This is a genomic window from Bacillus sp. PS108 (genome assembly GCF_037963335.1).
Taxonomy (GTDB): domain Bacteria; phylum Bacillota; class Bacilli; order Bacillales; family Bacillaceae; genus Bacillus; species Bacillus subtilis.
Genome location: NZ_CP150155.1, coordinates 560,939 through 586,673 on the forward strand (window position 1 = coordinate 560,939; position 25,735 = coordinate 586,673).

The 25,735-nt window shown below is 41.6% G+C and carries 29 protein-coding genes; 13 read left to right on the plus strand and 16 right to left on the minus strand.

The features are described from left to right. Window positions 1-33 precede the first annotated feature (33 nt). The 3 genes from ydfH to NSQ16_RS02925 all read left to right on the plus strand — a co-directional run bounded on the left by ydfH (window position 34) and on the right by NSQ16_RS02925 (window position 4,181). Window positions 34-1,257 (plus strand): two-component system sensor histidine kinase YdfH, encoded by a 1,224-nt coding sequence (gene ydfH / locus NSQ16_RS02915; RefSeq protein WP_041520508.1) that lies wholly within the window; start codon window positions 34-36, stop codon window positions 1,255-1,257. Further along, window positions 1,250-1,891 carry a two-component system response regulator YdfI gene (ydfI, locus tag NSQ16_RS02920; protein ID WP_003244318.1) on the plus strand — a complete coding sequence of 214 codons (642 nt, stop codon included), beginning with the start codon at window positions 1,250-1,252 and terminating at the stop codon, window positions 1,889-1,891. The genes ydfH and ydfI overlap by 8 nt, the downstream gene beginning before the upstream one ends. 115 nt (window positions 1,892-2,006) lie before the next feature. Next, complete coding sequence (locus NSQ16_RS02925) at window positions 2,007-4,181, plus strand: MMPL family transporter (protein WP_085186818.1); 2,175 nt, start codon at window positions 2,007-2,009, stop codon at window positions 4,179-4,181. Between the two features lie 412 nt (window positions 4,182-4,593). Here NSQ16_RS02925 and NSQ16_RS02930 read toward each other — a convergent pair whose 3' ends face one another. From NSQ16_RS02930 to mneP, 4 genes are all read right to left on the minus strand, one after another. Beyond that, window positions 4,594-5,496 carry a carboxylesterase gene (locus NSQ16_RS02930; RefSeq protein ID WP_003234180.1) on the minus strand — a complete coding sequence of 301 codons (903 nt, stop codon included), beginning with the start codon at window positions 5,494-5,496 and terminating at the stop codon, window positions 4,594-4,596. 202 nt (window positions 5,497-5,698) lie between these two features. Next, window positions 5,699-6,388: a DUF554 domain-containing protein gene (locus NSQ16_RS02935; RefSeq protein ID WP_015252719.1), complete on the minus strand. Its 690-nt coding sequence runs from the start codon at window positions 6,386-6,388 to the stop codon at window positions 5,699-5,701. Between the two features lie 89 nt (window positions 6,389-6,477). Continuing rightward, window positions 6,478-7,290 (minus strand): MerR family transcriptional regulator, encoded by an 813-nt coding sequence (locus NSQ16_RS02940; protein WP_003234177.1) that lies wholly within the window; start codon window positions 7,288-7,290, stop codon window positions 6,478-6,480. 111 nt (window positions 7,291-7,401) lie between these two features. Continuing rightward, window positions 7,402-8,295, minus strand: a complete 894-nt coding sequence (gene mneP / locus NSQ16_RS02945) for a manganese transporter MneP (protein ID WP_003234175.1) — start codon at window positions 8,293-8,295, stop codon at window positions 7,402-7,404. Between the two features lie 476 nt (window positions 8,296-8,771). On the opposite strand from mneP, the gene NSQ16_RS02950 reads away from it, so the two are divergent. The 4 genes from NSQ16_RS02950 (at window position 8,772) to NSQ16_RS02965 (ending at window position 11,355) form a co-directional block, all read left to right on the plus strand. Continuing rightward, window positions 8,772-9,392: a nitroreductase family protein gene (locus NSQ16_RS02950; protein ID WP_163182399.1), complete on the plus strand. Its 621-nt coding sequence runs from the start codon at window positions 8,772-8,774 to the stop codon at window positions 9,390-9,392. Between the two features lie 15 nt (window positions 9,393-9,407). Beyond that, window positions 9,408-10,346: a ring-cleaving dioxygenase gene (locus NSQ16_RS02955; protein WP_014475945.1), complete on the plus strand. Its 939-nt coding sequence runs from the start codon at window positions 9,408-9,410 to the stop codon at window positions 10,344-10,346. Between the two features lie 98 nt (window positions 10,347-10,444). After that, complete coding sequence (locus tag NSQ16_RS02960) at window positions 10,445-10,834, plus strand: DoxX family protein (RefSeq protein ID WP_014475946.1); 390 nt, start codon at window positions 10,445-10,447, stop codon at window positions 10,832-10,834. A 182-nt stretch (window positions 10,835-11,016) separates the two neighbouring features. Continuing rightward, window positions 11,017-11,355, plus strand: a complete 339-nt coding sequence (locus NSQ16_RS02965) for a thioredoxin family protein (RefSeq protein ID WP_014475948.1) — start codon at window positions 11,017-11,019, stop codon at window positions 11,353-11,355. Between the two features lie 52 nt (window positions 11,356-11,407). Here NSQ16_RS02965 and NSQ16_RS02970 read toward each other — a convergent pair whose 3' ends face one another. The 4 genes from NSQ16_RS02970 to NSQ16_RS02985 all read right to left on the minus strand — a co-directional run bounded on the left by NSQ16_RS02970 (window position 11,408) and on the right by NSQ16_RS02985 (window position 13,110). Further along, window positions 11,408-11,644, minus strand: a complete 237-nt coding sequence (locus NSQ16_RS02970; protein ID WP_003244342.1) for a spore germination protein — start codon at window positions 11,642-11,644, stop codon at window positions 11,408-11,410. Between the two features lie 204 nt (window positions 11,645-11,848). Then, complete coding sequence (locus NSQ16_RS02975) at window positions 11,849-12,142, minus strand: hypothetical protein (protein WP_021481649.1); 294 nt, start codon at window positions 12,140-12,142, stop codon at window positions 11,849-11,851. A 32-nt stretch (window positions 12,143-12,174) separates the two neighbouring features. Next, complete coding sequence (locus NSQ16_RS02980; RefSeq protein ID WP_038827548.1) at window positions 12,175-12,405, minus strand: spore germination protein; 231 nt, start codon at window positions 12,403-12,405, stop codon at window positions 12,175-12,177. A 123-nt stretch (window positions 12,406-12,528) separates the two neighbouring features. Further along, on the minus strand, window positions 12,529-13,110 hold the full coding sequence (locus NSQ16_RS02985) for a DUF421 domain-containing protein (protein ID WP_003234158.1): 582 nt from the start codon (window positions 13,108-13,110) through the stop codon (window positions 12,529-12,531). Between the two features lie 206 nt (window positions 13,111-13,316). Between NSQ16_RS02985 and NSQ16_RS02990 the strand changes: the two genes are divergently transcribed. After that, a complete protein-coding gene (locus NSQ16_RS02990; protein WP_003234156.1) occupies window positions 13,317-14,024 on the plus strand; it encodes a DUF421 domain-containing protein in 708 nt (235 codons plus the stop codon). A 14-nt stretch (window positions 14,025-14,038) separates the two neighbouring features. Here the strand turns inward: NSQ16_RS02990 and cotP are convergent, their stop codons facing one another. From cotP to NSQ16_RS03005, 3 genes are read right to left on the minus strand one after another with little or no spacing between them, the layout of a single operon-like run. Continuing rightward, entirely contained in the window at window positions 14,039-14,470 is a 432-nt protein-coding gene (gene cotP / locus NSQ16_RS02995) for a spore coat protein CotP (protein WP_003234154.1), read from the minus strand. 12 nt (window positions 14,471-14,482) lie between these two features. Beyond that, window positions 14,483-14,725 (minus strand): spore germination protein, encoded by a 243-nt coding sequence (locus tag NSQ16_RS03000; protein WP_003234151.1) that lies wholly within the window; start codon window positions 14,723-14,725, stop codon window positions 14,483-14,485. Window positions 14,726-14,738: 13 nt separating this feature from the next. Next, complete coding sequence (locus NSQ16_RS03005) at window positions 14,739-15,011, minus strand: spore germination protein (RefSeq protein WP_003243854.1); 273 nt, start codon at window positions 15,009-15,011, stop codon at window positions 14,739-14,741. A 356-nt stretch (window positions 15,012-15,367) separates the two neighbouring features. Between NSQ16_RS03005 and NSQ16_RS03010 the strand changes: the two genes are divergently transcribed. From NSQ16_RS03010 to NSQ16_RS03020, 3 genes are all read left to right on the plus strand, one after another. Further along, the gene (locus NSQ16_RS03010; RefSeq protein ID WP_038427443.1) at window positions 15,368-15,967 is read left to right on the plus strand and encodes a TetR/AcrR family transcriptional regulator; all 600 of its coding nucleotides are present in this window, start codon (window positions 15,368-15,370) and stop codon (window positions 15,965-15,967) included. Then, the gene (locus tag NSQ16_RS03015) at window positions 15,964-16,308 is read left to right on the plus strand and encodes a DoxX family protein (protein WP_038427445.1); all 345 of its coding nucleotides are present in this window, start codon (window positions 15,964-15,966) and stop codon (window positions 16,306-16,308) included. Before NSQ16_RS03010 ends, NSQ16_RS03015 begins: the two co-directional genes overlap by 4 nt. A gap of 163 nt (window positions 16,309-16,471) precedes the next feature. Then, window positions 16,472-16,945, plus strand: coding sequence for a GNAT family N-acetyltransferase (locus NSQ16_RS03020; RefSeq protein ID WP_038427447.1), 474 nt, complete (start codon window positions 16,472-16,474; stop codon window positions 16,943-16,945). 161 nt (window positions 16,946-17,106) lie between these two features. Here NSQ16_RS03020 and vmlR read toward each other — a convergent pair whose 3' ends face one another. From vmlR to dinB, 3 genes are all read right to left on the minus strand, one after another. Beyond that, window positions 17,107-18,753 carry an ABC-F type ribosomal protection protein VmlR gene (vmlR, locus tag NSQ16_RS03025; RefSeq protein ID WP_068947480.1) on the minus strand — a complete coding sequence of 549 codons (1,647 nt, stop codon included), beginning with the start codon at window positions 18,751-18,753 and terminating at the stop codon, window positions 17,107-17,109. 319 nt (window positions 18,754-19,072) lie between these two features. After that, a complete protein-coding gene (locus NSQ16_RS03030; RefSeq protein ID WP_014475969.1) occupies window positions 19,073-20,449 on the minus strand; it encodes an amino acid permease in 1,377 nt (458 codons plus the stop codon). 171 nt (window positions 20,450-20,620) lie between these two features. After that, window positions 20,621-21,139 (minus strand): damage-inducible protein DinB, encoded by a 519-nt coding sequence (dinB, locus tag NSQ16_RS03035; RefSeq protein WP_032727126.1) that lies wholly within the window; start codon window positions 21,137-21,139, stop codon window positions 20,621-20,623. A 168-nt stretch (window positions 21,140-21,307) separates the two neighbouring features. On the opposite strand from dinB, the gene NSQ16_RS03040 reads away from it, so the two are divergent. Then, window positions 21,308-21,766 carry a MarR family transcriptional regulator gene (locus NSQ16_RS03040; protein ID WP_003242874.1) on the plus strand — a complete coding sequence of 153 codons (459 nt, stop codon included), beginning with the start codon at window positions 21,308-21,310 and terminating at the stop codon, window positions 21,764-21,766. Beyond that, window positions 21,763-24,420 (plus strand): MMPL family transporter, encoded by a 2,658-nt coding sequence (locus NSQ16_RS03045; protein WP_230488130.1) that lies wholly within the window; start codon window positions 21,763-21,765, stop codon window positions 24,418-24,420. Before NSQ16_RS03040 ends, NSQ16_RS03045 begins: the two co-directional genes overlap by 4 nt. A 149-nt stretch (window positions 24,421-24,569) precedes the next feature. Here the strand turns inward: NSQ16_RS03045 and NSQ16_RS03050 are convergent, their stop codons facing one another. Next, on the minus strand, window positions 24,570-25,199 hold the full coding sequence (locus NSQ16_RS03050; protein WP_003234135.1) for a nitroreductase family protein: 630 nt from the start codon (window positions 25,197-25,199) through the stop codon (window positions 24,570-24,572). A 15-nt stretch (window positions 25,200-25,214) separates the two neighbouring features. Continuing rightward, entirely contained in the window at window positions 25,215-25,709 is a 495-nt protein-coding gene (locus NSQ16_RS03055; RefSeq protein ID WP_015252703.1) for a MarR family transcriptional regulator, read from the minus strand. Window positions 25,710-25,735: the final 26 nt, after the last annotated feature.

Consider the following 25,735-nt stretch of genomic DNA (forward strand, 5'->3'; position numbering starts at 1 on the left):
TTCGGTGAAACAGGTAAAGGAAGTGGATAAGGTTTGCTTATAAGGAATCCTTTCAAAGATAAATATTACTCACATGATAGGCGGGCATTAAACATGCTTGCACTCAGAGTGCCGGGCCTGGCTTTTATTCTCATGATCTATATAGCCTCTATCGTGCTGCAATTTGTTTCTGGGGGCTGGTCCATTTTATTGCTTTATGCGTTTACCATATTAATCGCCATTTTTGCTTTGCTTCATTGGCACTCATATCGCTGGGTTAAGAAAAGAGTGATTCTGTATTTCGCGGTACAAGGTTTGATCACCTTTGCACTTGCTAATCTCATGACTGGCTTCTTTATACTTGTGATTATCGGCCTTTATGCATTTTTAATTGGACAAATTATAGGAATGGCAGACAGAAGAAGGACTTTTCTCATTCTTTATCTATTGCTGCTGCTGGTCATAAATTCGGCATTTCACCTTCATAAAGGTGAAGTTTTGCATTTTATTGTTATTGCTGGGCCAATCATGATTGTCATCATCACTTATGCTGCAACATTTTTTGCCCAAGTCGATGAAAAAATAAAAGCTCAATTGACTCTTGAAAGGCTGGAGCTGGCTCATCAGCAGGTAGAACAGCTGACGCTGCAGAACGAAAGACAGCGGATGGCCCGAGACTTACACGATACGCTTGCTCAAGGTCTTGTCAGTTTAAATATGCAGCTGGATGCGATTCATGTTCATCTCGCCAAAGGCAACACAGAGAGAGCGAAGGAAATCATACAACAATCGATGAAAAGAGTGAAAAGCACATTAGCTGATGCACGTTCAGCTATTGACGATCTCCGCAGCAAATCAGAAGAAATCGGTGTTTTAAAAGAAAGAATTACCTCGCTAATGGATCATTTTATAGAGTCGACAGGCATGGCTTGTTTATTAGATTACAGATTGCACCAGGTGCTGGATGTGCGTACAGCTGAAAACTGTTATTACATCATTGGAGAATGCATGACGAATGCGGCAAAGCATGCTGAGGCGAAAACAATCTGGATATCCATTTGGGATGATGAAAAGGGAAGGCTCCATTTAACAGTTAAGGATAACGGCAAGGGATTTGATGTTGAAAAAGGAAAGAAAAAGAGAGGACATTATGGGCTTCTTGGCATACAAGAACGCGTCAGGGCAATAAATGGCCAATTCAATATCAAGAGTACAAAATTGAAAGGAACACAAATTGAGATCACTGTACCAATTCAGGGAGAGATGCAAGATGAATAAGGTTTTAATCGTTGATGACCATCTTGTCGTGAGGGAAGGTCTGAAGCTTTTAATTGAAACGAATGATCAATACACCATTATAGGAGAGGCGGAAAATGGAAAAGTCGCAGTCCGTCTTGCAGATGAATTAGAACCGGATATCATTCTGATGGATTTGTATATGCCGGAGATGAGCGGGTTAGAGGCCATTAAACAAATAAAAGAAAAACACGATACCCCCATCATTATTTTGACTACATATAATGAAGATCACTTAATGATCGAAGGGATTGAATTAGGAGCGAAAGGATATCTGTTAAAGGATACGAGTTCAGAAACCCTTTTTCACACAATGGATGCAGCGATCAGAGGAAATGTGCTGTTGCAGCCTGATATCCTCAAACGTCTGCAAGAAATCCAATTTGAGCGGATGAAAAAGCAGCGCAATGAGACGCAGCTGACAGAAAAGGAAGTCATTGTTCTAAAAGCAATTGCTAAAGGTCTTAAAAGCAAAGCGATTGCCTTTGATTTGGGCGTCTCTGAGCGAACAGTAAAGTCCAGATTAACGTCCATTTACAATAAATTAGGCGCGAATTCAAGAACTGAGGCAGTAACGATTGCCATGCAAAAAGGTATTCTGACAATAGACAACTAAACTGCATATTTGAAAATTGCCCAAACGTACATGCCCGAATGTACGTTTTTTTCATTTCATTGTCAACTACAATGAGAAAGAATGTGATCAAGCAATGTGTTGAAAGGAGATTATCATGTCAAAAATGTTATATACATTAGGAGGATGGGTTGCTCGCAATCGCATAAAAGCAATTTGTGCGTGGATCGTTGTGTTAGTTGCTTCGATAGGCCTTGCAGTCACCTTGAAACCAAGTTTTTCTGAGGATATGTCCATACCTGACACACCTTCGGAAAAAGCGATGGATGTGATTCAAAAAGAATTTCCTCACGGTCCTGATAAAGGGAGCATACGGGTTATTTTCGGTGCTGGTGATGGGGAGAAACTTACTGGGAAGCCAGCAAAAAAAGCAATAGAAGATACGCTCAAAGAAATCAGTAAAGATGATTCTGTTGACTCGATTGCAAGTCCTTTTGTGACAGGGACAATCGCGAAAGATGGCACAGTTGCCTATGCTGATATCAAGTATAAATCATCAGCAGATGATATAAAGGATTACTCTATCAAACACTTAAAAGACAGTTTGAAAATGGCTGATGATGAAGGATTGCAAACTGAGCTAAGCGGAGATGTACCGGGAGCCGAGATGGAGATAGGCGGTGTCTCTGAAATTGTCGGCATTATCTTGGCTTTTGTCGTTTTAGCCATTACATTCGGTTCTTTATTAATAGCAGGTTTGCCGATTTTAACTGCACTGATTGGTTTAGGTGTAAGTATTGGACTGGTTTTGATTGGGACACAAGTATTTGATATTGCTTCCGTCAGTCTTTCATTAGCCGGAATGATTGGCCTTGCTGTTGGTATTGATTATGCTTTATTTATTTTTATGAAACACCGCCAGTTTTTAGGCGAGGGCATACAAAAGAATGAATCAATTGCGAGAGCCGTGGGAACAGCGGGAAGCGCAGTCGTTTTTGCCGGACTTACTGTTATCGTTGCACTTTGCGGATTGACTGTTGTTAACATTCCCTTTATGTCTGCGATGGGGCTGACAGCAGGGCTTAGTGTACTGATGGCTGTCTTGGCTTCCATCACACTTGTGCCTGCGGTCTTATCGATTGCAGGGAAGCGGATGATTCCGAAATCAAACAAGAAAATAGAAAAACAAAGCACTGAAACAAATGTCTGGGGACGCTTTGTCACCAAAAATCCTATCATGCTAAGTGTATGCAGCATTCTGATTTTGATCGTCATTAGTATCCCATCTATGCATTTGGAACTGGGCTTGCCTGATGCTGGGATGAAAGCTAAGGATAATCCGGATCGCCGGGCATATGACTTGCTTGCCGAAGGCTTTGGAGAAGGATTTAATGGCCAATTAACAATCGTAGCGGATGCCACAAATGCTACAGAAAATAAGGCGGAGGCTTTCGCAGATGCAGTGAAAGAAATAAAGGGTTTAGACCATGTAGCAAGTGTCACCCCTGCAATGCCTAATAAAGAAGGGAACTTTGCCATCATTACGGTCGTTCCGGAAACAGGTCCAAATGATGTCACAACGAAAGATTTGGTACACGATGTACGCAGTTTGTCAGATAAAAACGGAGTAGATTTGCTTGTTACTGGATCGACTGCAGTGAATATTGACATTTCAGATCGATTGAATGATGCGATACCGGTGTTTGCTGTACTTATTGTTGGCTTTGCGTTTGTATTGCTGACCATCGTTTTCCGTTCGCTGCTTGTGCCGCTTGTTGCTGTTGCAGGTTTCGTGTTGACGATGACAGCCACTCTTGGGATCTGTGTATTTGTCTTGCAAGACGGGAATCTCATCGACTTTTTCAAAATACCTGAAAGAGGGCCGATACTCGCCTTCCTGCCGATTTTATCGATTGGGATTCTGTTCGGGTTAGCCATGGATTATCAAGTATTCCTTGTCAGCAGAATGCGTGAAGAATATGTAAAAACAAACAATCCAGTACAAGCCATTCAGGCTGGATTAAAACACAGTGGTCCTGTTGTTACAGCAGCCGGCTTGATCATGATCTTCGTTTTTGCAGGATTTATCTTTGCAGGCGAAGCTTCTATTAAAGCCAACGGATTAGCTCTTTCCTTTGGTGTGCTCTTTGATGCCTTTATTGTAAGAATGACACTGATTCCAAGTGTCATGAAGCTGATGGGGAATGCAGCCTGGTATTTGCCGAAATGGTTAGACAAGATGATTCCGAATGTGGATATAGAAGGGCATCAACTGACAAAGGAAATACAGCCGGAAATAGATCATGAACAAAAGAAACAAATCAGTGTGTAATAGAAAAAGCAGATCTTTAATGATCTGCTTTTTTTGCATATGGTAGTATTTAGAAGATGAAGTCGGCAGTTAAAAGGAGACACTTATGGCGCCATCACTCATTTTCGATATGGATGGAACTTTGTTTCATATTGGCAGAAGCTGCATCATACTAGCAGGCATCCCAGGAGAAGTGATATGATTTTTTGACTTTGCATTCACTACTTGATGCCAAGGATCTTGAGAATCCTTCTTGAAAATAAAGGATTTTACAACTGATCATATAAGAAACCTAAAGAAACAAGCACACAAAACCAGCTGCGGGTTTTGTCCAAGAAAAATAGAGTCCATGAGAGAGACTCTATTTTTTGAAATGCCCGGCTAGAAGTATATTGCAGGTCTTTATGAATGCAAAACACTATCTTATAAGCCCTTACCGTGAAATGCCTGTTTCTGCATTGAAAAAACGCATTACACGTTCATTTACGTAAGCGGGTTGTTCCATCGATAAAACATGTCCGGCATTTTTAATGACTTCCGCCTCAATATCAGGAACGAATGAAGAGGCTCGGTGCAGGGCTGAGTGGGGATCATAGATGACTTCATGTTCACCAAGTAATAATAGGATAGGAACTCTTGCTGAACGTAATTCCTCATCGGTAAAAACATACGGAAATCCGTCTGCTTTAGGATTTGGATTTCTTGATCCATCCTGCCACATTACCCCTGCCTGAAACTGCTTCACAAAAATCGGGTGCAGCACATTCTGATCATTCATCATCCAATTTAAGAATGTTTCAACTCCATTTGACGCTGTAAGGCCAAGAGCGTATTTGTAGAAATCGTGATGAAATGGCAAAAACGTTTCTGCCGGACTCAGTATAGCTGCGCTTTTTACTCTCTCAGGCATACGTAAAAGGAAATTCATCGTATGGAGACCGCCAAGCGAAAGTCCGATCATGTGGGACTTTTCGATCCCCAGATTGTCAAACACATCAAGAAGCCAATTGGCGTAATCCGTTCTTGTACCGCTTACATTCTCAGGAATACTCTTGTTTTTATCACCTATGATATCAACTGCATAAGTTCTGTATTTGCTGCTCCAATCGGCGATGTTGGGATACCACATCGTCGAGCTGAATAATGCTCCGTGGAGTAATACAAGCGGCGGGGCATCCTCTGGGCCGCTTGCAATCACATGTGTTTGACCAAAACGAGTAGATATATAGAATGATTTGCAACGGACCGGCCAAAGACTAAGACTTTCATTATAAGTTTGATAATAGCGGATACCGTTGTCACTTAATTCGGGAATACTAGATGAATGGTTTGACATACAAATGCCCCTCCCAACATTGTTTAAATGAATGTGCCGTTTCGTGATGGGGAATCTGATTTTGATATAACAGACTTTATTTACAATATAATACAGTTGTTGTTAGACGTCAAATCCAAGATAAAAAGGAAATAAAACGATTGGAACAGATTATTGAAAATCAATATAACAGAATATTAACCTCCTTTGTGGAGCCGCTTCATTAAAACCGCAATCCAAATGCATGAATCACAAAAATCACAACAGGAGGGATCAAGAGGGAAGGCAGCAAATTCAATGTTTTGAACTTCTTGATTCCAAGAATGCTTAGACCTGAACTGAGGATGAGTATGCCTCCCACAATTGTGATTTCATTAATAAGGTCTGTATTGATTGCGCTCTCCATTACTTTAGCAAATAAATAGATGGAGCCCTGCCAGGCAAATAATACAATGGCTGCAGCCGCTATTCCAAAACCAAAAGTTGAAGCGAGCACAATGGAGGTGATCCCATCTAACATCCCGTTTGTCAGGAGGTATGTATAATCTCCATGCAAAGCGGCTTCAACAGGGCCCAATATTGACAGCGAACCTATACAAAATAATAAGACCGCAGTAGATAAGCCCTCTGCTAAATTACTTTTAGAAAATTTGTTCACCAGCTTGTTGAATCGTAATTCTAAATTGATGATCTGGCCTAGCAAACCTCCAATGGCTAAACTCACGATGAATAGAATGGGATATTTACTATCAGGCAAATGCTGTGTAATGGCGTTGATCCCCAGCGCGACTGCAGCGAATCCCATTGCCTGCATCAAAATATCCTGGTATTCATCTTTAATGCCTTTTTTGAATATCCCTCCGATTATGCTTCCTGCAATGATCATCACTGTGTTAAAAATCGTTCCAAACATAAGCTTTCTCCTCCAAAAATCATTCCTGCATAAAAAATAAACCCTCTAGTTAGTAGAGAGTCAAGGGAGATCAAAACATATTCATGAGATTATTTGATGGGCAGCAGGATTTCAGTCACGTAATTATCTAGGTTATTCGTAATGCCATAATCAATGAGTGTGATTTCGATTGAGTCCCCTGCTACTTCATAATGATGTTCTTTCATATATGCCAGTAATTTTTTGTAGTATGGTTCGGCTTCTGGATGTGACCCTTTAAACCTAATTTGCAGATATTCTCTTGAAGGAAAGATGATTTCTGAAGAAGTTTTTTCATTTTCATCTTCAAGAATCATAAATATACTGGAATATTTGTCAAACTGTTTTGCTTTCACATTTGCTGCAGAAATGGATAAACCGATCTTGCCTATGAATATATCTTCGTTTACATTCAGGTGGGTTCTCAATTCAGCTAACGAATGTTCGATATCATGACCGAGAACATATTCATGCTGCAAGTAAGCCACACGCATTGCGGGAAGTTTGATTTTTGAAATTTGATGTAACGGCATGTTAACGGCATCTTCTATATGTGTGATGCGTCGGGAGATCTTTCGTTCGATGCGTTCCAATTCTTTCTTTTTGCGATCAATTTCAGCCTGCTGGCTTTTTAGTAAATGAAGAAGAGTGTTTGTATTTTGAGAGTTATAAAAATCAAGAAGCTTATTGATTGGCAGGCCTAGGGCCCTCAAATACTTGATGGTATCAAGCCGCTCAAACTGTTGGGTAGAATAATATCTATAGTTCGTTTGCTCATCTTTATATTCCGGTTTCAAAAGGCCGATTTCATCATAATACCGAAGAGCAGAGATTTTCACATTGAATAACTTTGACACTTCTCCAATCGAAAAAAATTCCTTCATTCTAACAACCTTTCTGTGCCTATGATTGATATACACACATTATATAGTACGGCGAGTTCTAAAGGTAAAGTTTGCATCATAAAGAAAAAGCTCCTTCTAAAAAGGAGCTTTTCACTCTTCGAAATAAGGATTTACATGGATGAGCACTTCTTCTACATCTGAAAACTGTCTTTTGATTTCATTTCGAATTTCGCGGGCAATATCGTGTCCCTGCTTAATTGTCAAATCATGATCCAAAGATAAACGGACATCAAGCAATTTATAGTGGCCATGTTCTCGCGCGCGGATTCTATCAATTCGTTTTACTTGATCACATTGAAAAATAACAGCTTTATATTCCTCTATCAGCTCGGGATCAACACTCTTTTCCATGAGCACATCAACAGACGGCCTGATTAATTCCATTGAAATCTTAAAAATGAGGTAAGCAACGATTGCACTGGCAATGGCATCGGCGTACAACAGATAGGACCATCCGCGGGTGTTTCCGATGATAGCCAACAGGACGCCGATAAAAGCGGCAAGAGAGGCAACGATATCGCCTTTATGATCGTACGCAATCGCTATAATCGCTTTGCTGTTCCATTTTTTCCCTTGCTTTATAGAATAACGATATAAGATTTCCTTAGCCACGTACGAAATCAGAGCCGCAAACAATGCGCTGTATTGGGGAACGCTTGGCCCTTTAACAAAGGACAGAATCGCTTCTATGAGGATATAAACGGATACGATCACTAAGATAATTCCTACAATCGCCTCACTAATGACTTCAGCTTTTCCGTGACCAAAAGGATGGTCTTGATCGGGCGGTTTATTGGAAATTCCGATCACTGCCAAGACTGCAATCGAAGCAACGACATCTGCCGCGGAATGTATTCCGTCTGCAAACACGGCTTCACTATCGCCTACCAGCCCAAAAAAGACCTTTCCTGCCATTAAGATCAGATTGGCGATCAATGCAATCAAAGCAACTTTTCTGCTTATTTGTTCTCTTTCACTTGCCATTTTTTCCTCCTATAAAACTGCACAAAAAAATAGGAGTGCTCTATATACGCTCTCCGTATCCTTTCCTGTGTAATCACTTTGTTTATCATACCAATTCAATTTCGAGTGGGTCTATAGCAACGTTGTTTCCTGTTTACTAATAAATAAGGTGACAGAAAAAAAGTTGGAGCTATGCTAAAAGGTCATACAGCAAACAAATGAGTTCTTATGTAACAACAGTGATGATTCGCTATTAAAATGCTGCCGTCAGTGAAAAATTTCCACCTAATTTTCAAAAACCTATTGACATGAGAAGATCTGTATTTTACTATTATCTCATATTCAAGATATTTTAATTCAAGATATTTGGTCGAAAAGATCAGCGATCAAGCGCAACTCTAAGTGTTCAATCCGTTGTCATTTCTTTTACACAATATTCAATATGGATTTTTTATAATATAATATCTCGAATTCGAGATAAAAGGGAGTGTATCGTAATGGCTGAATTTATACAGTTAGTCAATGAAAGACGATCTGCAAGCAATTTTCTTTCAGGTCATCCAATCACAAAAGAAGACCTCAATGAAATGTTTGAATTGGTTGCATTGGCGCCATCGGCTTTTAATTTGCAGCATACAAAATATGTGACGGTTCTTGACCAGGACGTAAAAGAAAAGCTGAAGCAGGCCGCAAACGGACAATTTAAAGTGGTTAGCTCTTCTGCGGTTCTCTTGGTATTAGGGGATAAGCAGGCATATCAACAAGCGGCTGATATCTATGAAGGTTTAAAGGTATTGGGGATATTAAATAAGCAAGAGTATGACCACATGGTGCACGACACTGTTTCGTTTTATGAAAACAGGGGAGAACAATTTAAGAGAGATGAGGCGATAAGGAATGCTTCACTTTCTGCGATGATGTTTATGCTGAGTGCTAAGGAAAAAGGCTGGGATACCTGCCCGATGATCGGCTTTGATGCGGAAGCCGTAAAACGGATTTTGAATATAGACGACCAATTTGAGGTTGTCATGATGATTACGATTGGAAAAGAAAAAACAGAGAGCAGAAGACCACGCGGCTACCGGAAGCCTGTGAATGAGTTTGTTGAGTATATATAAAAGGAGCGGATAAAAATGGCTAAAAAAACGATGGGAATTCATCATATTACAGCGATTGTCGGTCACCCTCAAGAGAACACAGATTTCTACGCAGGAGTGCTTGGGCTTCGTTTGGTCAAGCAAACTGTCAATTTTGATGACCCAGGTACGTATCATCTTTATTTTGGGAATGAAGGCGGGAAGCCGGGAACAATCATTACCTTCTTTCCGTGGGCCGGAGCCCGCCAAGGCGTCATTGGAGACGGTCAAGTTGGTGTGACTTCGTATGTCGTGCCGAAAGGGGCTATGGCATTTTGGGAAAAGAGACTAGAAAAGTTCAACGTTCCATACACCAAAATCGAGCGCTTTGGGGAACAATATGTAGAATTTGATGATCCTCATGGACTGCACTTAGAAATCGTGGAAAGAGAAGAAGGAGAGGCTAATACGTGGACTTTCGGAGAAGTAACGCCCGATGTTGCCATTAAAGGTTTTGGGGGTGCAACCCTATTATCAGCGCAGCCTGACAAAACCGCTGACCTTTTAGAAAACATCATGGGGCTGGAGCGAGTCGGCAAAGAAGGGGACTTCGTTCGTTATCGTTCCGCCGGTGATATCGGAAATGTGATTGACCTTAAGTTAACGCCTATTGGCCGCGGGCAAATGGGGGCCGGAACGGTGCATCACATCGCTTGGCGGGCTAACGATGATGAAGATCAGTTAGATTGGCAAAGATATATTGCTTCCCACGGATATGGTGTAACTCCTGTTCGGGATAGAAACTATTTTAATGCCATTTACTTCAGGGAACATGGGGAAATCCTGTTTGAAATCGCAACTGATCCCCCGGGCTTTGCACATGATGAAACACAGGATACAATGGGCGAAAAACTGATGCTGCCTGTGCAATATGAACCGCATCGCACACAAATTGAACAAGGGCTGCTGCCGTTTGAAGTAAGAGAGTTAGATTGATTTGACACATAAAAAATAAAGAAACATATATTCAATTGATGATTGCTGGATACTGTCAGCAAAGAATTAGATAAAATCAAAGATGAGGAGAGATACAAATGGAAGATGCAGGACTGTTGCTTATTCGTATAATGATTGGTGTGGTGTTTTTGTTTTATGGGACACAAAAATTATTCGGCTGGTTTGGCGGATACGGGATTAAAGGAACCGGACAATGGTTCGAGTCAATTGGGGTGAAACCAGGAAACGTTGCGGCCGCTCTATCAGGTCTTGGGGAGTTAGTAAGCGGAATTCTATTTATTTTAGGCGTATTCCTCCCGCTTGGAGCTGCTATCATAACGATCATTATGTTAGGTGCCATCGTAAAAGTCCATGGAGCGAAAGGTTTTGCGAATGGCGCGGGAGGTTTTGAATATAACCTGGTGCTCATTGCAGTTTCCGTGGGGGTTGCACTCATCGGTTCAGGAGCTTACGCTTTGCATTTTTAATAAGAAAGTATGTAAGAACAGTTGCTGCTTGTCAGTGTTCTTTTGTTTTTACATTTTCCGGCAAGATTGCAGGTACTCTGCAAGGCAAAAAAGCTGATATCATAAATAAAAATCTGTATAGTGAATGATACGTATTGATGAGCTTGGTCATGAAAAACAGACCTATTTGAAGGAGTAAATGGATGAAAGAGATGACAGAATTACATTCATTAGATTCTATAGAAAATTTTATTAAACAGCACAAATTCAGTTTTATTTATATATCAAGGCCTGGCTGTACAGTATGTCACGCAGTTCTGCCCCAGCTCAGAATAGTATTGGATCAGTTTCCAAACATCAAATTGGCGCATATCAATGCTGACGATGTAGCAGAGGTCGCCGGCAGATTTTCAGTTTTCACCGTTCCTGTGCTTCTTTTGTTCATTGATGGGACTGAGTTTCTAAGAGAAGCCCGTTTTGTTCATTTTGAACAGCTTGAACAAAAGCTGAAAAGGGTTTATCGATTATATGAAGGCGAATAAAGAAATAAGGCAAAAAAAAGAACTCAAATGAGTTCTTTTTTTTTGCATCAATTTATTCTTCACTAGGCGAAGAAGGGTTATCAACCTGCCCTTGATCACTTGTATCATTATCACAACTTGCTGAAATAATAATTGAATGAGAAGGAGAGTAATCTCCTAATGTGAAATTGACACCGTAATTTTTGCTGTTCGCAGTATGGCTGTTTTGCAAGTTTTGTCCGATATCTGTATTGGCGTTTTGTGTCATTCCATTTATCGTGAGATTTGAGATATTGATTTGAGATCGCATGCTTCAAAAACTCCTTTCACTCAGAAGTAGCCGTCATAGAGGACGCTGGCAGTCTATTTACTTCTATGATATTGCGTTTTTATATCATTGCATCAACATAATGGTAAAAATAATAGCGAGTGAATGAGTCTCTTTTGAAGATGATCAACCTATCAGCAGAAATAAAGCCGCCTGATAAAGAGGCGGCAGATCGTTATATGTCATCTATGAATTTGATGTATCGTTTTTCGTTTGCCTAAAGGATAAGATGGTCGTTTTTAATGATGAGTAGGAGCCTATAGCAGCGTAGCCATAAAACCAGCCCATAAATACGCCAGAAAAGAGGCTGTGTCGATGGCTTATGAAAACAGAAATGACAAGGCCTGTTATTAAGGCAACTGATGGTACAAAAGTTTTGGGGATTTTCAATAATATTTTGAGGATTTGGGTTATCAGTATGATGATTGGAATAGCTATCACAGCATCCCAAAAGTTTGTGTGAATAATTGGAAAATCCATACGGCACCTCATGAAGTGTTCATTTCTTATGTTTACGCTAAAAGCTTGGAAAGCAGTTCTTGGACCGCATTTGTAACATGTAGGGCTTGATTGGCGGAGCTTGTTTGGCTTAAAGCATTGGATTCAAAAACCAAACCTGTATTATTCCCTCCGGAACCATCTGTCTCTTTAGAAACAGAGAAAGGGCTGATGGAGAATGCAAAACCGTTATTAAAAACGCTGTTTCCGGATATCGAATGAATATAAACTGGGAATTTCATCATTCATCTCTCCTCTCCGTTATGACTGTTTATACAATATGGTGTGAGAGCAGCAATTGCTTAAACAAAACGGCAAAAACTTTCAGTAAGAGACAAAAACCTGCAAAATGCCACAAGCGCCTTTTGTTAATGCAGCTTTTTAGGGACGTTTTTTTTATTTTTTTTGCCAACTTCATCAAAAATATTCTGATTGCCAGACTGGGCTTGTCCGTCCTTATTTATGAAATCGGGGTGAATGAGTTTTTTCAGATCCCTGACTGTTAAAGGCTTGGCGTCATCAGTCAATTCAATTCCTAATTGTCCGTTGGCCTCTAATGTCGCTATTTTAACATCTTGTATAGCCGTAACGCCGTGAAGCCTTAGCTGCATTTCAAGCTGGTCAGCTGTAAGTCTCATCTTCTTTAAGTTTTCGATATGAAGCTGTCCGTTTTCAATTACGATTTTTGCTTTTCCGGTTAACATCTTTTCAATGGTGTTCGATTTCATTTGGATCCATTCCATAACGATGAGTGTGCTTGTGAAAATTGCCGCTGCAATTAATGTTTTGAAGAGGCTGTACTCAATGATTGGCTGAACGATAATAGTTCCGATCGAAATCATGACAACCGTTTGAGTTGACGTCATTTGTGCGATTGATTTCCTTCCTGAAATTCTCAGCAAAATGACCCCGGCTACAATGAGAACAAGAGATTCCCAAGTGAAATTCATGCTACCACCTGACCAATGATGAATTAGATTTGTCATGGGATTGGCTTTTCTTCCGGCCAATCGCAATTTAATATATCCGAAAGGCAGTCGGTTCATTCTGTCCTGAACCGAACAATATTTTTGGTATAGATGGATATATTAAGCCAAACAATGATAGCAGCAGGAGTTTTGGCCAAAACAATCTGGGAAGCGGGGAGCACCATAACATGATTGAACTTGAAGTTGTCATTAGAACGGTTGCCAGCTTTGGCTTGCTGTTAATCGCAGAACGAATTTTAGGCAAACAGACAATCTCTCAAATGACGATTTTTGATTTTATTGCGGCGATCACACTAGGGGCGATTGCTGCCGGATTAGCTTACAATACTTCAATAAAACCGCACAATATGGCCATTTCGTTTAGTATTTTTGTGCTAACGATTTTTCTAATTTCGTTTCTGTCGATAAAGAACAGGAAGCTGAGGAAATTTTTTGCCGGAGATCCAACAGTGCTGATTCAAAACGGGAAGATACTTGAATCAAATATGAGGAAAATGCGTTACACACTTGATTATTTAAATCAGCAATTACGGGAAAAAGAAATATTTAATATCGAAGAAGTTCTTTTTGCCATTCTTGAAACGAATGGTCAGCTGACTGTGTTAAGAAAACCGCAATTCCGGCATGTGACCAAACAGGATTTAATGATTGCGGTAAACCAAGAACAAAGGCTTCCGATAGAACTTATTATGGACGGAGAAATCATTGAGAATAATTTAAAGCAGAATCGTTTGACGGAATCCTGGCTTTTGGAAGAATTGCGAAAAAGAGACATAAAGGTGAAAGAGACCGTGTACGCAGTGCTGCTGGGTAATGGGGATATTTATGTGGATCAATATAAAGACCATATATCAGTCCCTATGGATAAGGAATGAAGGAACAATCAATCTTAAAGCCCCTTATTGAACGCAACGGTTTCAACTTGTCTTGGGTACGAAATATGCAGAAGCCCGTTTAACAGCTGAATCTGTAACAAATGAGTTTCAGCGGCTTCGGGAAGCTGAATGATTCGCTCAATTTCTCCGTAATACCGTTCACGCAGCACTTCCATTTCGGCTGGAAAAACAGGCGTGATCGTTCCTTTGATCAGCAGCTGGGTTTTAGACAGTAAACGGATCGTTAATTCTTCCTCATACACACCGGGCATTTCCACAATGATAAAATTATATTCCTCATCTTGATAAAAGTCGTAAACAAACGTAGAAGCTTCGGAATCAAAAAAATGTTCCGGGGCTTTATATTTGAGCACATTTGTCCAAAAGTCACTTTGTTTATATTCATTCGTAATCTCAAGCCACTTTCGAATTTTTTCGAAATCCATATGAGATTCTCCTTAAATTTGATTTGAAATCGGCGCAGAAGGGTTTCCGATTTGGTCTTGGTCACTAACGTCTGAATCAATATTTCCAGTGTTTAAAAGTGAAGACGTAGGCGAAAGATCCCCTAAGGAAAAGTTTGCTCCAAAATATTTGCTGTTCGCAGTATGGCTGTTGTGCACAGTCGGACCGACATCTATATTTCCGTTTTGCGTGACGCCGTTGATCTTAATATTTGCGATATTAATTTGATATGGCATAGACGAAACCCCTTTAATCTAAAATTGGCGGTGGTGCAATCGGAGGAGCATTAACGTTGGATGTATCAGAGTTGCCGATAGATGTCTGGTCATTTACATCAGGATCGTTTAAGAAGTTTTCCATTACGGATTCTGTAGGTGATGTATCACCGAAAGAAGAGTTGGTCCCTTGAGATTTTTGATTGTTGGTAGGGCTGTTATAAGCAGCTTCGCCTATTGTAATTGAACCATTGCCCGAAATACTGTTGATCTTCAAATAATATAGGTTGATTACTGTAGACGGCATCCCATCACACCCTTCCATCTTTCTGTACAGTACATTATGCGCCGCTGCACCCAATTGTTCCTTGCATTTACGGGCAAAACTCTATCTGGCCCTGGAGTGATGCTCGTTAGAAAAAAAGAATAAAGTTTGTCACAGCCTGAATGTCAATCTATTTGGCAAATACTTATCAGTGAATGAAAAGCCATTGATATAGGAAGCAATGAATTGATTCAGTTATTCGAAATGCATGAGACCCTTTAATAAAGAAAGCTGGCAAACAGGATCAGTTTGAAATCATTGACAATGAAGCTAATGCCATGAAATAATACTCGTTAGTAACATTACTAGCGAGTATTATTTTTGGGGGGGGGTCCTCGTTGAAAAATAAAAAAGGACGTAAAGGAGAAGAAAGCCGGAAACGGTTACTCAAAGCTGCCGCTAATGAATTTTCGATTCGGGGATTCCATGACACGAAGATAAGTGAGATTGTAAAAAAAGCTGGGTTCACACAGCCTTCATTTTACCTGTACTTTCAAAGCAAAGAAGCCATCTTTGCCGAGTTAATAACCGATTTTCACTCTCGGGTCAAAAAGCTGACAGAGTCACTTCTTCTGGAAAACGGATTAAACACGGAGGATGTGACAAAACGGGTGCTGTCTGCTTTGGAATCTGTTTTTCAATGTCTGGCTGAGGACAAGGATTTAACCAAGATCGGCTTTTTTCTTAACCCGGAAGCAAAACAAATGAAAAAAGACTTGGCGATGGTTTTGAAAGAGAACTTAGAAGCAGAACAGCGGCTTGGCTATTTTCACTCTGAACTGGATATGGAAACTGTCGCTGAGTGTTTGGTCGGCATGATTGAACATTTAACCGATTCATTTTTGTTAACCGGAATCAAAGATCCGGCAAGCCTCGCAACAGAGGTTGTGAATCTTTTGATATACGGGATGCTTCCGAAAGGGAATGACGTAAGATGATATCTATTATTCTGAAAGTCAGTTTGGCAGTTTTTATGCTTGCGGGAGGCATCATAAAGGTAAGCCGTGTTCCCTTTCAAGTTGAGCATTGGCGGCATTATCAATATCCATTATGGTTTCTGACTGTTACCGGCATTCTCGAAATAGCCGGGGCACTTGCTATGACAGCGGGAATTTGGAATCGGTATGCAGCGATTGGAGCAGGTGTTCTGTTTGTCGTTCTCATGGCGGGAGCCATTCATGCGCATACGTTTCGAGCAAGACAATCGGTCATCATGACGATACCAGCGATAATCTGTTTGATTGTTTCTATCATGATCATCATGGGGAGTTACACGTAAGCTTTTTCACTATTGTTTAAGAACAAGTCCATTTGCAGGAAATCTCCTTTTCTTATCGAATAATAGAAAGTCCAGGAATTAACTGAATCAGTAAAATAGAGCTCCATTTCTGCGTTATTCGTCCGGTGTCAGCTGGGCTTTTTTTATAAAGGAGGAATACAGGATGGCATTCACTTTGGAAGACATGACTGAGGAAGAGTTCGAAGCCTTTCGCGGGATGTCCGTGCAAAATTATGCGAAACAAAACATAACGTCAGGAACTTGGACGGAAAAAGAGGCGTTTGAGAAATCGGAGCAGGCATATGAGAACATGGTTCCGAATGGGCGAGACAGCAGCAATCATTATTTTTGGAACATCACAAATGACCAAGGGGAAAGAATGGGCTGGCTCTGGCTGTATGCTGATCCGTTTCATCCGCAAAAGGAAGCGTTTATCTATTCCTTTGGATTGTATGAAGCCTTTCGCGGAAAAGGACTTGCTCAATTGGCGCTTCAAACACTTGATGAAAGAGCAAGAGAGCTTGGTGCGGAAAGGCTGGCTCTACATGTATTTGCACACAACGAGACAGCCGTCTATCTTTATCAGAAGATGGGCTATGCCTTGACCAATATACGTATGCGGAAACAGCTATGCTGAAAAGTCGCTTACGTTACCCAAACACAAGATGCCTATCTGGAAGCAGTGGCAGGGTACTATAAGTCATCATTAGAAACATTAAGGTCATGGGAAGGCTTGAACATATAAAGAAAAAAGGACAACAGCTGTTGTCCTTTTCAATGCCGCTTGAACTTTCTCCCTCAGTCTTTTTTGTCTTGATGATCCAGCTCTTTTATTCGTTTCGTAAGCTCATTGAAAGCCTGATCAAGCTCCTTATACCCTTTATCATTTGGCGTCATAAAACTGAGCTTTCCCAGCACTTCTTGTCTTTCTGTCTCAAGCTTTAAGCGAAGCTCCTCCCGCTCATTTCTTTCTGAAGGAGCGGCGTCATTTAACTGCTTTTCGATGCCGTTGTTTGAGATGACGAGTTTACTGTTTGTTATTTTTTCAAGAAAGTATCGGTCATGTGAAACCGCCAGCAATGTGCCGCTGTATTGTGACAGTGTTTCTTCCAGCTGTTCGCGTGACGGCAGGTCGAGATGGTTTGTCGGCTCATCTAAAATCAGCACGTCTTTTTCCTCCAGAATATAGGCCATCAGCTTGATCTTTACACGCTCACCCATACTCATATGCTTGATCGGTTCAGTCCATTGGGCGGCTGTAAAACCTAAGTGCCTCATCAGATTTTGAACGTGCCCCCTTGCTTTGAATGTTTCATTCTTAAATAACTCTTCCGGTGTTTGTTCTAAAGGCAAATCAAACACCTCCTGCGTTAAATAGCCGATGTTTGCGGACGGCGACACCCATACGCTTCCTTCTGCTGTTTCCTGTCCAAGAATGATGTTCAGTAATGTCGTTTTTCCGCTGCCATTGGGGCCTATGATCGCAACCTTTTCGCCGTGCTGAATTGTAAAGTTTGCGTTTTTAAAGAGAGTCCTTTCTCCAAACGCTTTTGTTACATTCTGAACTTCTAAAAAACGTTTTCCTGTTTTGTGGGTTGTATCGATTGAAAAGCGGACTGTATATTCTGGGGTAACGGGTTCCGCCTTTGCTTTTTCCAGCTCTTTTTCAAGCCGCTTCTGCTTGGATTTTATCTGGGCATCCGTACGCTTCGCTTTTACCCGGTGATATTCTTTAAACCCTTCCTTTTTCGTCGATTGAGCATGGGCTTTTTCCGACCAAGAAGCGAGCTCATTCATTTGTGCTTCAATCCGTTCAACCATTTTTTGCTGCTTTTCATATTCACGCTGCTGGGTGAGTCTTTTCTTCTCCCGGAACTTCATATACCCGGAGTAATTCCCTTTGAATTCAATCAGCGTCTGATCCTCAAGCGACCATATTTTTGTTGCGGCTTCGTCTAAAAAATATCGATCGTGAGAAACGAGAATCACCGTGCCGCTATAATGTTTCAGCTGTTGGATGAGAAATTGCAAGCTTTTTTCATCAAGGTGGTTTGTCGGTTCATCTAACAGCAGCAGATCTGCATCCTCCGACAGTCCTTTCGCCAGCCGCGCTTTCAACTTTTCACCGCCGCTTAACTGATGAAAATCACGAAGAGGCACATGCCATTTCTCCAGTAACTTCTTTTCGGCAGGTGTCTGATCCGCAAAGGAATACGCCGCGGTTTCCTGTTCAACCAAAGCCAGTTTTATATCCTTCCGAAGGATTTGTCCCTGTGCAGGGGCTAAGTCATTGTGAATGAGGTGCAGCAGCGTAGATTTCCCAGCACCGTTTTTGCCGATAATCCCAATGATATCTCCTTGCTGAACACTTGCATTTACGTTTTTAAAAACAGTCAGATCCTTCACTTCATAGCTGACGTTTGTTAATGTTACGATCTCTTTCATCCATATCCCTCGCTTTAAAGGGAGAATAAAAAAATCCTCCCAAATGTGTTGGAAGGATTAGCCGTGCCTGTGCATGATCAAATAAGCTATTTTTTATAAATAGCAGTGTCGTATATATAGAAAATGGGCAGACTAATCCTATTTTTTGATTTGAAATATTGATTTCAAACGGTAAAAATAAGATTAGTTAATCATTGTCCACCCATCATCCCTTCTTGTTTTGATTACAAACACTATAGCATACCTTCAAATTCAAAAGCAAAGGTCATTTTCATCAAAAAAACTCCTGCTCTCATTTTTGAGGCAGGAGTTTCGGGTGTTATTGATGCTTCGCTTTTCTCACTTTATAAATCACAATCAGCAAAATAAACCAAACCGGTGTGACAAATAAGGAAACACGAGTATCCTGTGCCAGTGCCAGCACAACCAGAACAAACGCCAGGAACGCAAGAATCAGGTAATTTGTAAACGGATAAAGCGGAAGCTTAAACTTGTTTGTTTTCGCTAATTCAGGCCTTGTTTTGCGGTATTTCATATGGCAGATGACCGTAATCCCCCAAATATAGATAAAGCATACGGTTGAAATGCTTGTGATCAGGGTGAATACGCCTTCTGGCATGATGTAGTTTAACGTAACACCGATTAAAATCACGATAGCTGAAAAGAATAAAGCATTTCTAGGCACTTTACGCTGAGTCAGTTTCGCCATTGACTCAGGCGCATTGTGATCTTTCGCCAGGGAATAGACCATACGGCTTGTACTGAATACAGCGCTGTTGCACGCTGAAGCAGCGGATGTCAACACAACAAAGTTGATAATACTTGCAGCCCCGACGATGCCAACAGCGACAAATACTTGTACGAATGGGCTTTCGCTGGGATTGATGACATCCCAAGGATAGATGCTCATAATCACGAGAAGAGCCCCGATATAAAAAAGCAGCACACGGACAGGAATATTGTTGATCGCCTTAGGGATTACTTTTTCAGGGTTTTCTGTTTCACCGGCCGTAAGCCCGACAAGCTCAATGCCAACAAAAGCAAACACAACCATCTGGAACGAGAGGATAAACCCGTGCATGCCATTCGGGAACAGGCCTCCGTGGCTCCAGAGGTTTGTGAAGCTGGACACTCCTGAGCTTGTGGAAAAGCCTTTGAAAATCATCACAAGGCCAATGACGATTAACGCCAAAATGGCAATGACTTTAATCAAAGCAAACCAAAATTCTAATTCTCCAAAAAGCTTGACTGTCGCCAGGTTCATAATCAGTAAAATAATAAGAGCGATCAAGCCGGGCACCCATTGCGGCACACCCGGGAGCCAATATTGAGTGTAGAGCCCGACTGCTGTCAGATCAGCCATCGCAATGGAAATCCAGCAGAACCAATATGTCCAGCCGGTGATAAATGCTGCCATATCGCCTAGGTAGTCTTGTACAAAATCCACAAAAGAGTGATAGTTCAAGTTTGATAACAGCAGTTCACCCAGCGATCTCATAATTAAAAAGCAAATGATCCCTGTGATCATATAAGCAAATAAAATCGAAGGTCCGGCAAAATGAATCGATTTGCCCGAGCCGAGAAATAAGCCTGTCCCAATGGCTCCGCCGATGGCGATGAGCTGGATATGCCTGTTTTTCAAGCCTCTCTGCAACGTTTGCTGATTTATATTGTCTTTCGTCATGTCGTCTGTCACTTTATGTGTTCCTCCATTGAAAATTGTTTATTGAGTCAGCAATCTATTTTTAATGATTATTATAACACTAAAATTTCTATCTTTTTTACTAAAAAAGGATTGATGAAAAGAATTTTAATGTGATTTGGACTATTTCCCGAAAAAAGCGGCTCCATTTAGGGAGCCGCTTTCTTATGCTTTTTCAGTTTTTTTCATAAACAGGTAGAGCCCGTAATCTGTCGGTGCGGATGCGTAGCCTGCCTGCCGCAGCATTGCTGTGATATTGCCGCGGTGGTATGTCCCGTGGTTGACAACGTGGGGAAGCAGTTCGGAAACAGTTGTTTTCATGATTCCGCTTGAGGGATTCTGAATCTGGAGTGGCTTATTGAGCTGTTCTTTTTGCTGTAAAAATAGTATATAGCGCTCGGATAACCTCAGAAAAAGGTCTTCCATTTCCTCTATTTCTTTAGCCTCTGTCTGTTCTTTAAGCTGTTCAGCTAAAGCCAACGCATCGCTCAAGTTTTTGCCGGAAAACACTTCAATCCAGCCGAGATCAGAAAGATAAACATGAGACAATACATGGGATATTGACGGAAACACGCTTTGAATTTCTTGATGGTATACCTCTTTTGGAAGCTCTTTTAATCGGTTGAATATTTGTTGATTGGCCCAGACGTTATATTCATACAACTTGAATGCCAAATCTGACATGTTAAAATTCCCCCTTTCGTGTGTATAGCTTCCATTATACACGAACATGAGTTCTTATGTAGAGTGCTCGAAAATAAAATTTGTTGACATATATAGTTTAGAGGAATAAACTAATTGACATTGAACATAAAGTTTAGCGGGGTAAACTATAGTGAGGAGGGGAAGATATTGAATGAACAAAAGCTATGTCAGGCGATAAACCTGTTTGTGGAAGTCCTGCTTGAAGGGACAGAATTTGTGCATCGTGAAATCAATCAGGATGTCTTCAAGCATATCTCAAGGGAACAGGCAGACCTGTTGAAAATTTTAAAAGTCAAGGGCCCAACCTCTCCCGGCAGCCTGGCCATGTACCAAAATGTACATAAGAGCGCGATCTCTAACAGACTGAAAAAGCTGCTCGAAAAGGGATTGGTTCAATGGGACGACTGTCCGGAAAAAAGTGATAGGCGCTCTAAGCTTATTAACATTACACCCAGTGGTGAACACATACTAGAAGAATTAGATTCTGCCATCTTTAACGCGCTCAAACCGCTGATCGATGATATAGATGAGGAACACTTACATTCCATCATCGAGATATTCACCATTTTAAAAAGCAAATTTAAAGGAGGAGATTCTGCCGAATGAGAGCAATCATCAAATTCAAGTGGGCAATTGCAGCCATCGTATTAGCACTTACCGTCGTTTTGAGTTTGTTTTCTCCGAACTTAACGGAGCTGGCCAATCAAAAGGGGCAGGCCCAGCTTCCCGCTGATGCTGTTTCAGAAAGGGCAAACGCCATTTTAAAACAAGCGGGAGAAGACAATAATTCGATCAGTGTCGTCTTTACATTAGACCATGCTCTAAAGAAAGAAACAGAGAATCAGCTTCGGATAATGATCGATAAAATCAAAAAGATCGACGGTGTAGAAGAGGTAACATCTCCTCTGTCAGCGGAAAAAGAAGTCAAAGACCAGTTGATGTCGAAAGACAAGAAAACCGTTCTCATGCCTGTCACGATTACAGGTTCTGATAAAAAGGCGGAAAAAATTGCGGACGAGATTTATCAAATCGTTCCTGATGATTTGACGGCTTATATTACGGGAGCTTCCCTTATCAACCAGGATTTCGCTCACAGCTCAGAGGAAGGGCTTAAGAAAACGGAAGTGATAACAGTCTGCCTGATCATCGGTTTACTGTTGATCGTGTTCCGATCTGTTGTGACGCCTTTTATCCCGATTGTGGTTGTCGGTTTTTCTTATCTGATCAGTCAATCCATACTGGGCATCCTTGTATACAGTGTTGATTTTCCTATCTCGACGTTTACGCAAACCTTCTTAGTCGCGATCTTGTTCGGCATTGGAACAGATTACTGCATACTGCTTCTTACACGATTCCGTGAAGAATTGGCAAACGGGCATGATAAAAAAGAAGCGGCGCTTACCGCTTACCGCACAGGGGGAAAAACCTTATTTATCAGCGGATTTGCGGTATTGATCGGATTTTCCGCCTTAGGATTTGCGAAGTTTGCGATTTTCCAATCCGCAGTAGGGGTAGCAGTCGGTGTGGGAATTTTAATGATCATCCTCTACACACTGCTGCCATTATTTATGGTGACGCTGGGAGAAAAATTATTCTGGCCTTCTAAGAAAGTGCTGTCACACAGTGATAACAAACTATGGGCGTTTCTCGGCAGACACTCCGTTGCGCGTCCGTTTCTGTTCATTGTCATCACGGTGGTGATTACGCTTCCGTTCATCTTGACCTATGATGACCAGATTTCATTCGACTCAACTGCGGAAATCAGCAGCGATTATAAATCTATAAAAGCTCTCGAGGCCATTAAGGATGGATTCGGGGAAGGAAAAGCGTTCCCGATCAATGTTGTCGTAAAAGGAGACAAAGATCTTACAACAGCTGATACAATCCCCTATCTAGGAAATATCAGCAAAGCGATCGAGAAAGTTGATCATGTTGACTCTGTTATGACCATTACGCAGCCGACTGGTGAAAAAATCAAAGATTTATATATTGATAACCAGCTAGGATCGGTATCAGACGGGCTGGATAAGACGGTAAAAGGGATTGCCGATGTCCAAAGCGGATTAACGGATATAGAAAACGGATTGAATCAAATGGCAGGGCAAACCGGCTCGGCCTCAAATGGAGGGTCTGGCGGTTCACTGGGCGATGCGGCAGATGGCTTGGGCAAAATCAATCAGCAGCTGCAGCTTGTGAGCAAACAGATTTCCCAAACCGGCAATATCGCACAGACCGTGCAGCAGCTTACGGCAATCAGCGGACAGCTTGGCCAGATTCAAACCGGTCTTGAACAAGCGAACCAGCAGCTCTCAGGCCAGCAGGCACAAGCCGGAACGCTGACAGAAAGCCTGAAGAAGCTGTCCGAAGGCGTGAGGAGCGCAAATCAGGGCCTGACGAAAGTCTCTGACGGTATTACAGCTTCCAGTGATATGTTAGAGGACATGAGCAAAAGTCCAACTGTAAGAGATACAGGCATATTCATTCCTGATCAAGTAATGAAGGACAAAGACTTTAAGAAGTCAATTGACCAGTATTCCTTTGCAGACGGCAAAGGTGTTCAATTAAGTGTCGTTCTGGATTCAAATCCGTACTCAGAACAAGCTATTGCGACAATAAACCAAATCAAAAAAGCTGTCGCAAACGAAGTTGACGGCACTCCTTTGGAGGATGCACAGATCGTATACGGCGGGGTCACGAGTATGAATGCGGACTTAAAGGAGCTGTCCACAACGGACTTCTCCAGAACAATGGTGATTATGATTATAGGCCTGTTTATCGTGTTAACCATTTTGTTCCGCTCAATGATCATGCCGATTTATATGATCGCGTCATTGCTGCTGACGTACTATACGTCGATATCCATAACAGAATTAATTTTTGTAAACGGCTTAGGAAACGCGGGTGTCAGCTGGGCAGTGCCATTCTTCAGCTTTGTCATCTTGATCGCGTTAGGGGTAGATTATTCGATCTTCTTGCTGGATCGATTTAAGGAAGAGGTGCACCTTGGCATTGAGCAAGGTGTCGTCAGGTCAATGAGCAAAATGGGATCTGTCATTATTACAGCTGCCATTATATTGGCCGGTACGTTCGCGGCGATGATGCCTTCAGGTGTTAATACACTGATGCAGGTGGCAAGTGTTATCATCATCGGGCTCTTGCTTTACGGCCTTGTCATTCTTCCGCTTTTCATCCCGGCAATCATTGCGACCTTTGGAGAAGGAAACTGGTGGCCGTTCGGCAGGAAGAAAGGAAAAGAGTAATCGAGAGAAGAGTGATGAATGGTCATCACTCTTTTTTCATGATCTAAACGACGAACTTCAGACGTGTTACCCAAAAAAGGTCAGACGATCAAACGGCGGCTGGGTACTTAAAAACAAAGAGCCCGGAAAACATTCCCGGGCTCTTTGTTTTATTTCCATTCTGCAATTGTATCAATCGGCAGACGGTAGGAAGCATAGCCTTCGTCTGCTGCTTTTCCGATAGAAAGTAGCATAACCGGTACATAACGTTCTTTATCTAATCCGAAGGTTTCCGCGATGTTTTCTTTATCGTATCCGCCGATCGGGTTTGTATCGTAGCCATGCGCGCGTGCAGTCAGCATCAGCTGCATGGAAACAAGACCTCCATCAATCAGGATCGTTTCACGGTTGACCTGTGCCGGAAGCTTTTCAAAATGTGCGGTCAGCGCGGCGATTTGTCTGTCTTTGACCTCCTGCGGCATGTAACCAAGTTCCACGGCTTTTGAATAGATTTCTTCTAAGTAGTCTGCATTGTTCATGTCTGCAAATACAGCGATGACAGCAGATGATGTTGTGACCTGTGTTTGGTTAAAGCTTGCAAGCGGTGCGAGCTTTTCTTTTCCTTCCGGGCTGTCAATGACAAGAAAACGCCATGGCTGCGCGTTAACAGAAGATGGCGCAGTTGTTGCTTCCTCTAAGATCTCTGTCATTTCCTCTTTGCTGATTTTTACTGCCGGATCATAGTTGCGAATAGAACGGCGGCCTTTCATAATTTCCATAAAATCGTTTGTTTTGATCATGTTGATACACTCCTCTTAAGCTTCGATATTATTTATATTGTTTCGCATGCGCGCCAGCACATCAATGAGCAGGCGGCGTTCTTCTGCGCTTACATTTGCGAGCATTTCCTTCATGAAACGCTCCTTTTCCTTCTTAGAAGACTCAATTCGCTCTCTTCCTTGGTCTGTTAACCGAACAAGGGTGATGCGGTTGTCCTCAGGCTTGCGCCGCCTTGATACCATGCCTTTAGCTTCCAGCTGTTTCAGGTGTCTGGTAACGGCTGCGCTATCGATATTTACTTTCTTTTGAAGGTCGCTTTGACTGATCTCATCTGCATGATAAAGCAATGTCAGCAATTCCAAACGAGATTGGCTGATGCCCGTGCATGCCTCGAACTTCACGCCAATCACCTTGTTCACGCCTTGCAGCTGATATAAAATCTCGGCTTCCTCTGAACAAAATGACGCCAAAACCCATCCCTTCTTTCCTGTCAAAACTATTAATTGATATATCAATGATTGACACGTCAATTAATATACAACGATTGATTTCATCT

Excerpts from the sequence above, each read along its gene's own strand:
- ydfI (WP_003244318.1), top strand. The coding sequence starts at position 1,250 with ATGAATAAGGTTTTAATCGTTGATGACCATCTTGTCGTGAGGGAAGGT.
- NSQ16_RS02925 (WP_085186818.1), top strand. The coding sequence starts at position 2,007 with ATGTCAAAAATGTTATATACATTAGGAGGATGGGTTGCTCGCAATCGC.
- NSQ16_RS02930 (WP_003234180.1), bottom strand. The coding sequence starts at position 5,496 with ATGTCAAACCATTCATCTAGTATTCCCGAATTAAGTGACAACGGTATC.
- NSQ16_RS02935 (WP_015252719.1), bottom strand. The coding sequence starts at position 6,388 with ATGTTTGGAACGATTTTTAACACAGTGATGATCATTGCAGGAAGCATA.
- NSQ16_RS02940 (WP_003234177.1), bottom strand. The coding sequence starts at position 7,290 with ATGAAGGAATTTTTTTCGATTGGAGAAGTGTCAAAGTTATTCAATGTG.
- mneP (WP_003234175.1), bottom strand. The coding sequence starts at position 8,295 with ATGGCAAGTGAAAGAGAACAAATAAGCAGAAAAGTTGCTTTGATTGCA.
- NSQ16_RS02950 (WP_163182399.1), top strand. The coding sequence starts at position 8,772 with ATGGCTGAATTTATACAGTTAGTCAATGAAAGACGATCTGCAAGCAAT.
- NSQ16_RS02955 (WP_014475945.1), top strand. The coding sequence starts at position 9,408 with ATGGCTAAAAAAACGATGGGAATTCATCATATTACAGCGATTGTCGGT.
- NSQ16_RS02960 (WP_014475946.1), top strand. The coding sequence starts at position 10,445 with ATGGAAGATGCAGGACTGTTGCTTATTCGTATAATGATTGGTGTGGTG.
- NSQ16_RS02965 (WP_014475948.1), top strand. The coding sequence starts at position 11,017 with ATGAAAGAGATGACAGAATTACATTCATTAGATTCTATAGAAAATTTT.
- NSQ16_RS02970 (WP_003244342.1), bottom strand. The coding sequence starts at position 11,644 with ATGCGATCTCAAATCAATATCTCAAATCTCACGATAAATGGAATGACA.
- NSQ16_RS02975 (WP_021481649.1), bottom strand. The coding sequence starts at position 12,142 with ATGGATTTTCCAATTATTCACACAAACTTTTGGGATGCTGTGATAGCT.
- NSQ16_RS02980 (WP_038827548.1), bottom strand. The coding sequence starts at position 12,405 with ATGATGAAATTCCCAGTTTATATTCATTCGATATCCGGAAACAGCGTT.
- NSQ16_RS02985 (WP_003234158.1), bottom strand. The coding sequence starts at position 13,110 with ATGAATTTCACTTGGGAATCTCTTGTTCTCATTGTAGCCGGGGTCATT.
- NSQ16_RS02990 (WP_003234156.1), top strand. The coding sequence starts at position 13,317 with ATGATTGAACTTGAAGTTGTCATTAGAACGGTTGCCAGCTTTGGCTTG.
- cotP (WP_003234154.1), bottom strand. The coding sequence starts at position 14,470 with ATGGATTTCGAAAAAATTCGAAAGTGGCTTGAGATTACGAATGAATAT.
- NSQ16_RS03000 (WP_003234151.1), bottom strand. The coding sequence starts at position 14,725 with ATGCCATATCAAATTAATATCGCAAATATTAAGATCAACGGCGTCACG.
- NSQ16_RS03005 (WP_003243854.1), bottom strand. The coding sequence starts at position 15,011 with ATGCCGTCTACAGTAATCAACCTATATTATTTGAAGATCAACAGTATT.
- NSQ16_RS03015 (WP_038427445.1), top strand. The coding sequence starts at position 15,964 with ATGATATCTATTATTCTGAAAGTCAGTTTGGCAGTTTTTATGCTTGCG.
- NSQ16_RS03020 (WP_038427447.1), top strand. The coding sequence starts at position 16,472 with ATGGCATTCACTTTGGAAGACATGACTGAGGAAGAGTTCGAAGCCTTT.
- vmlR (WP_068947480.1), bottom strand. The coding sequence starts at position 18,753 with ATGAAAGAGATCGTAACATTAACAAACGTCAGCTATGAAGTGAAGGAT.
- dinB (WP_032727126.1), bottom strand. The coding sequence starts at position 21,139 with ATGTCAGATTTGGCATTCAAGTTGTATGAATATAACGTCTGGGCCAAT.
- NSQ16_RS03045 (WP_230488130.1), top strand. The coding sequence starts at position 21,763 with ATGAGAGCAATCATCAAATTCAAGTGGGCAATTGCAGCCATCGTATTA.
- NSQ16_RS03050 (WP_003234135.1), bottom strand. The coding sequence starts at position 25,199 with ATGATCAAAACAAACGATTTTATGGAAATTATGAAAGGCCGCCGTTCT.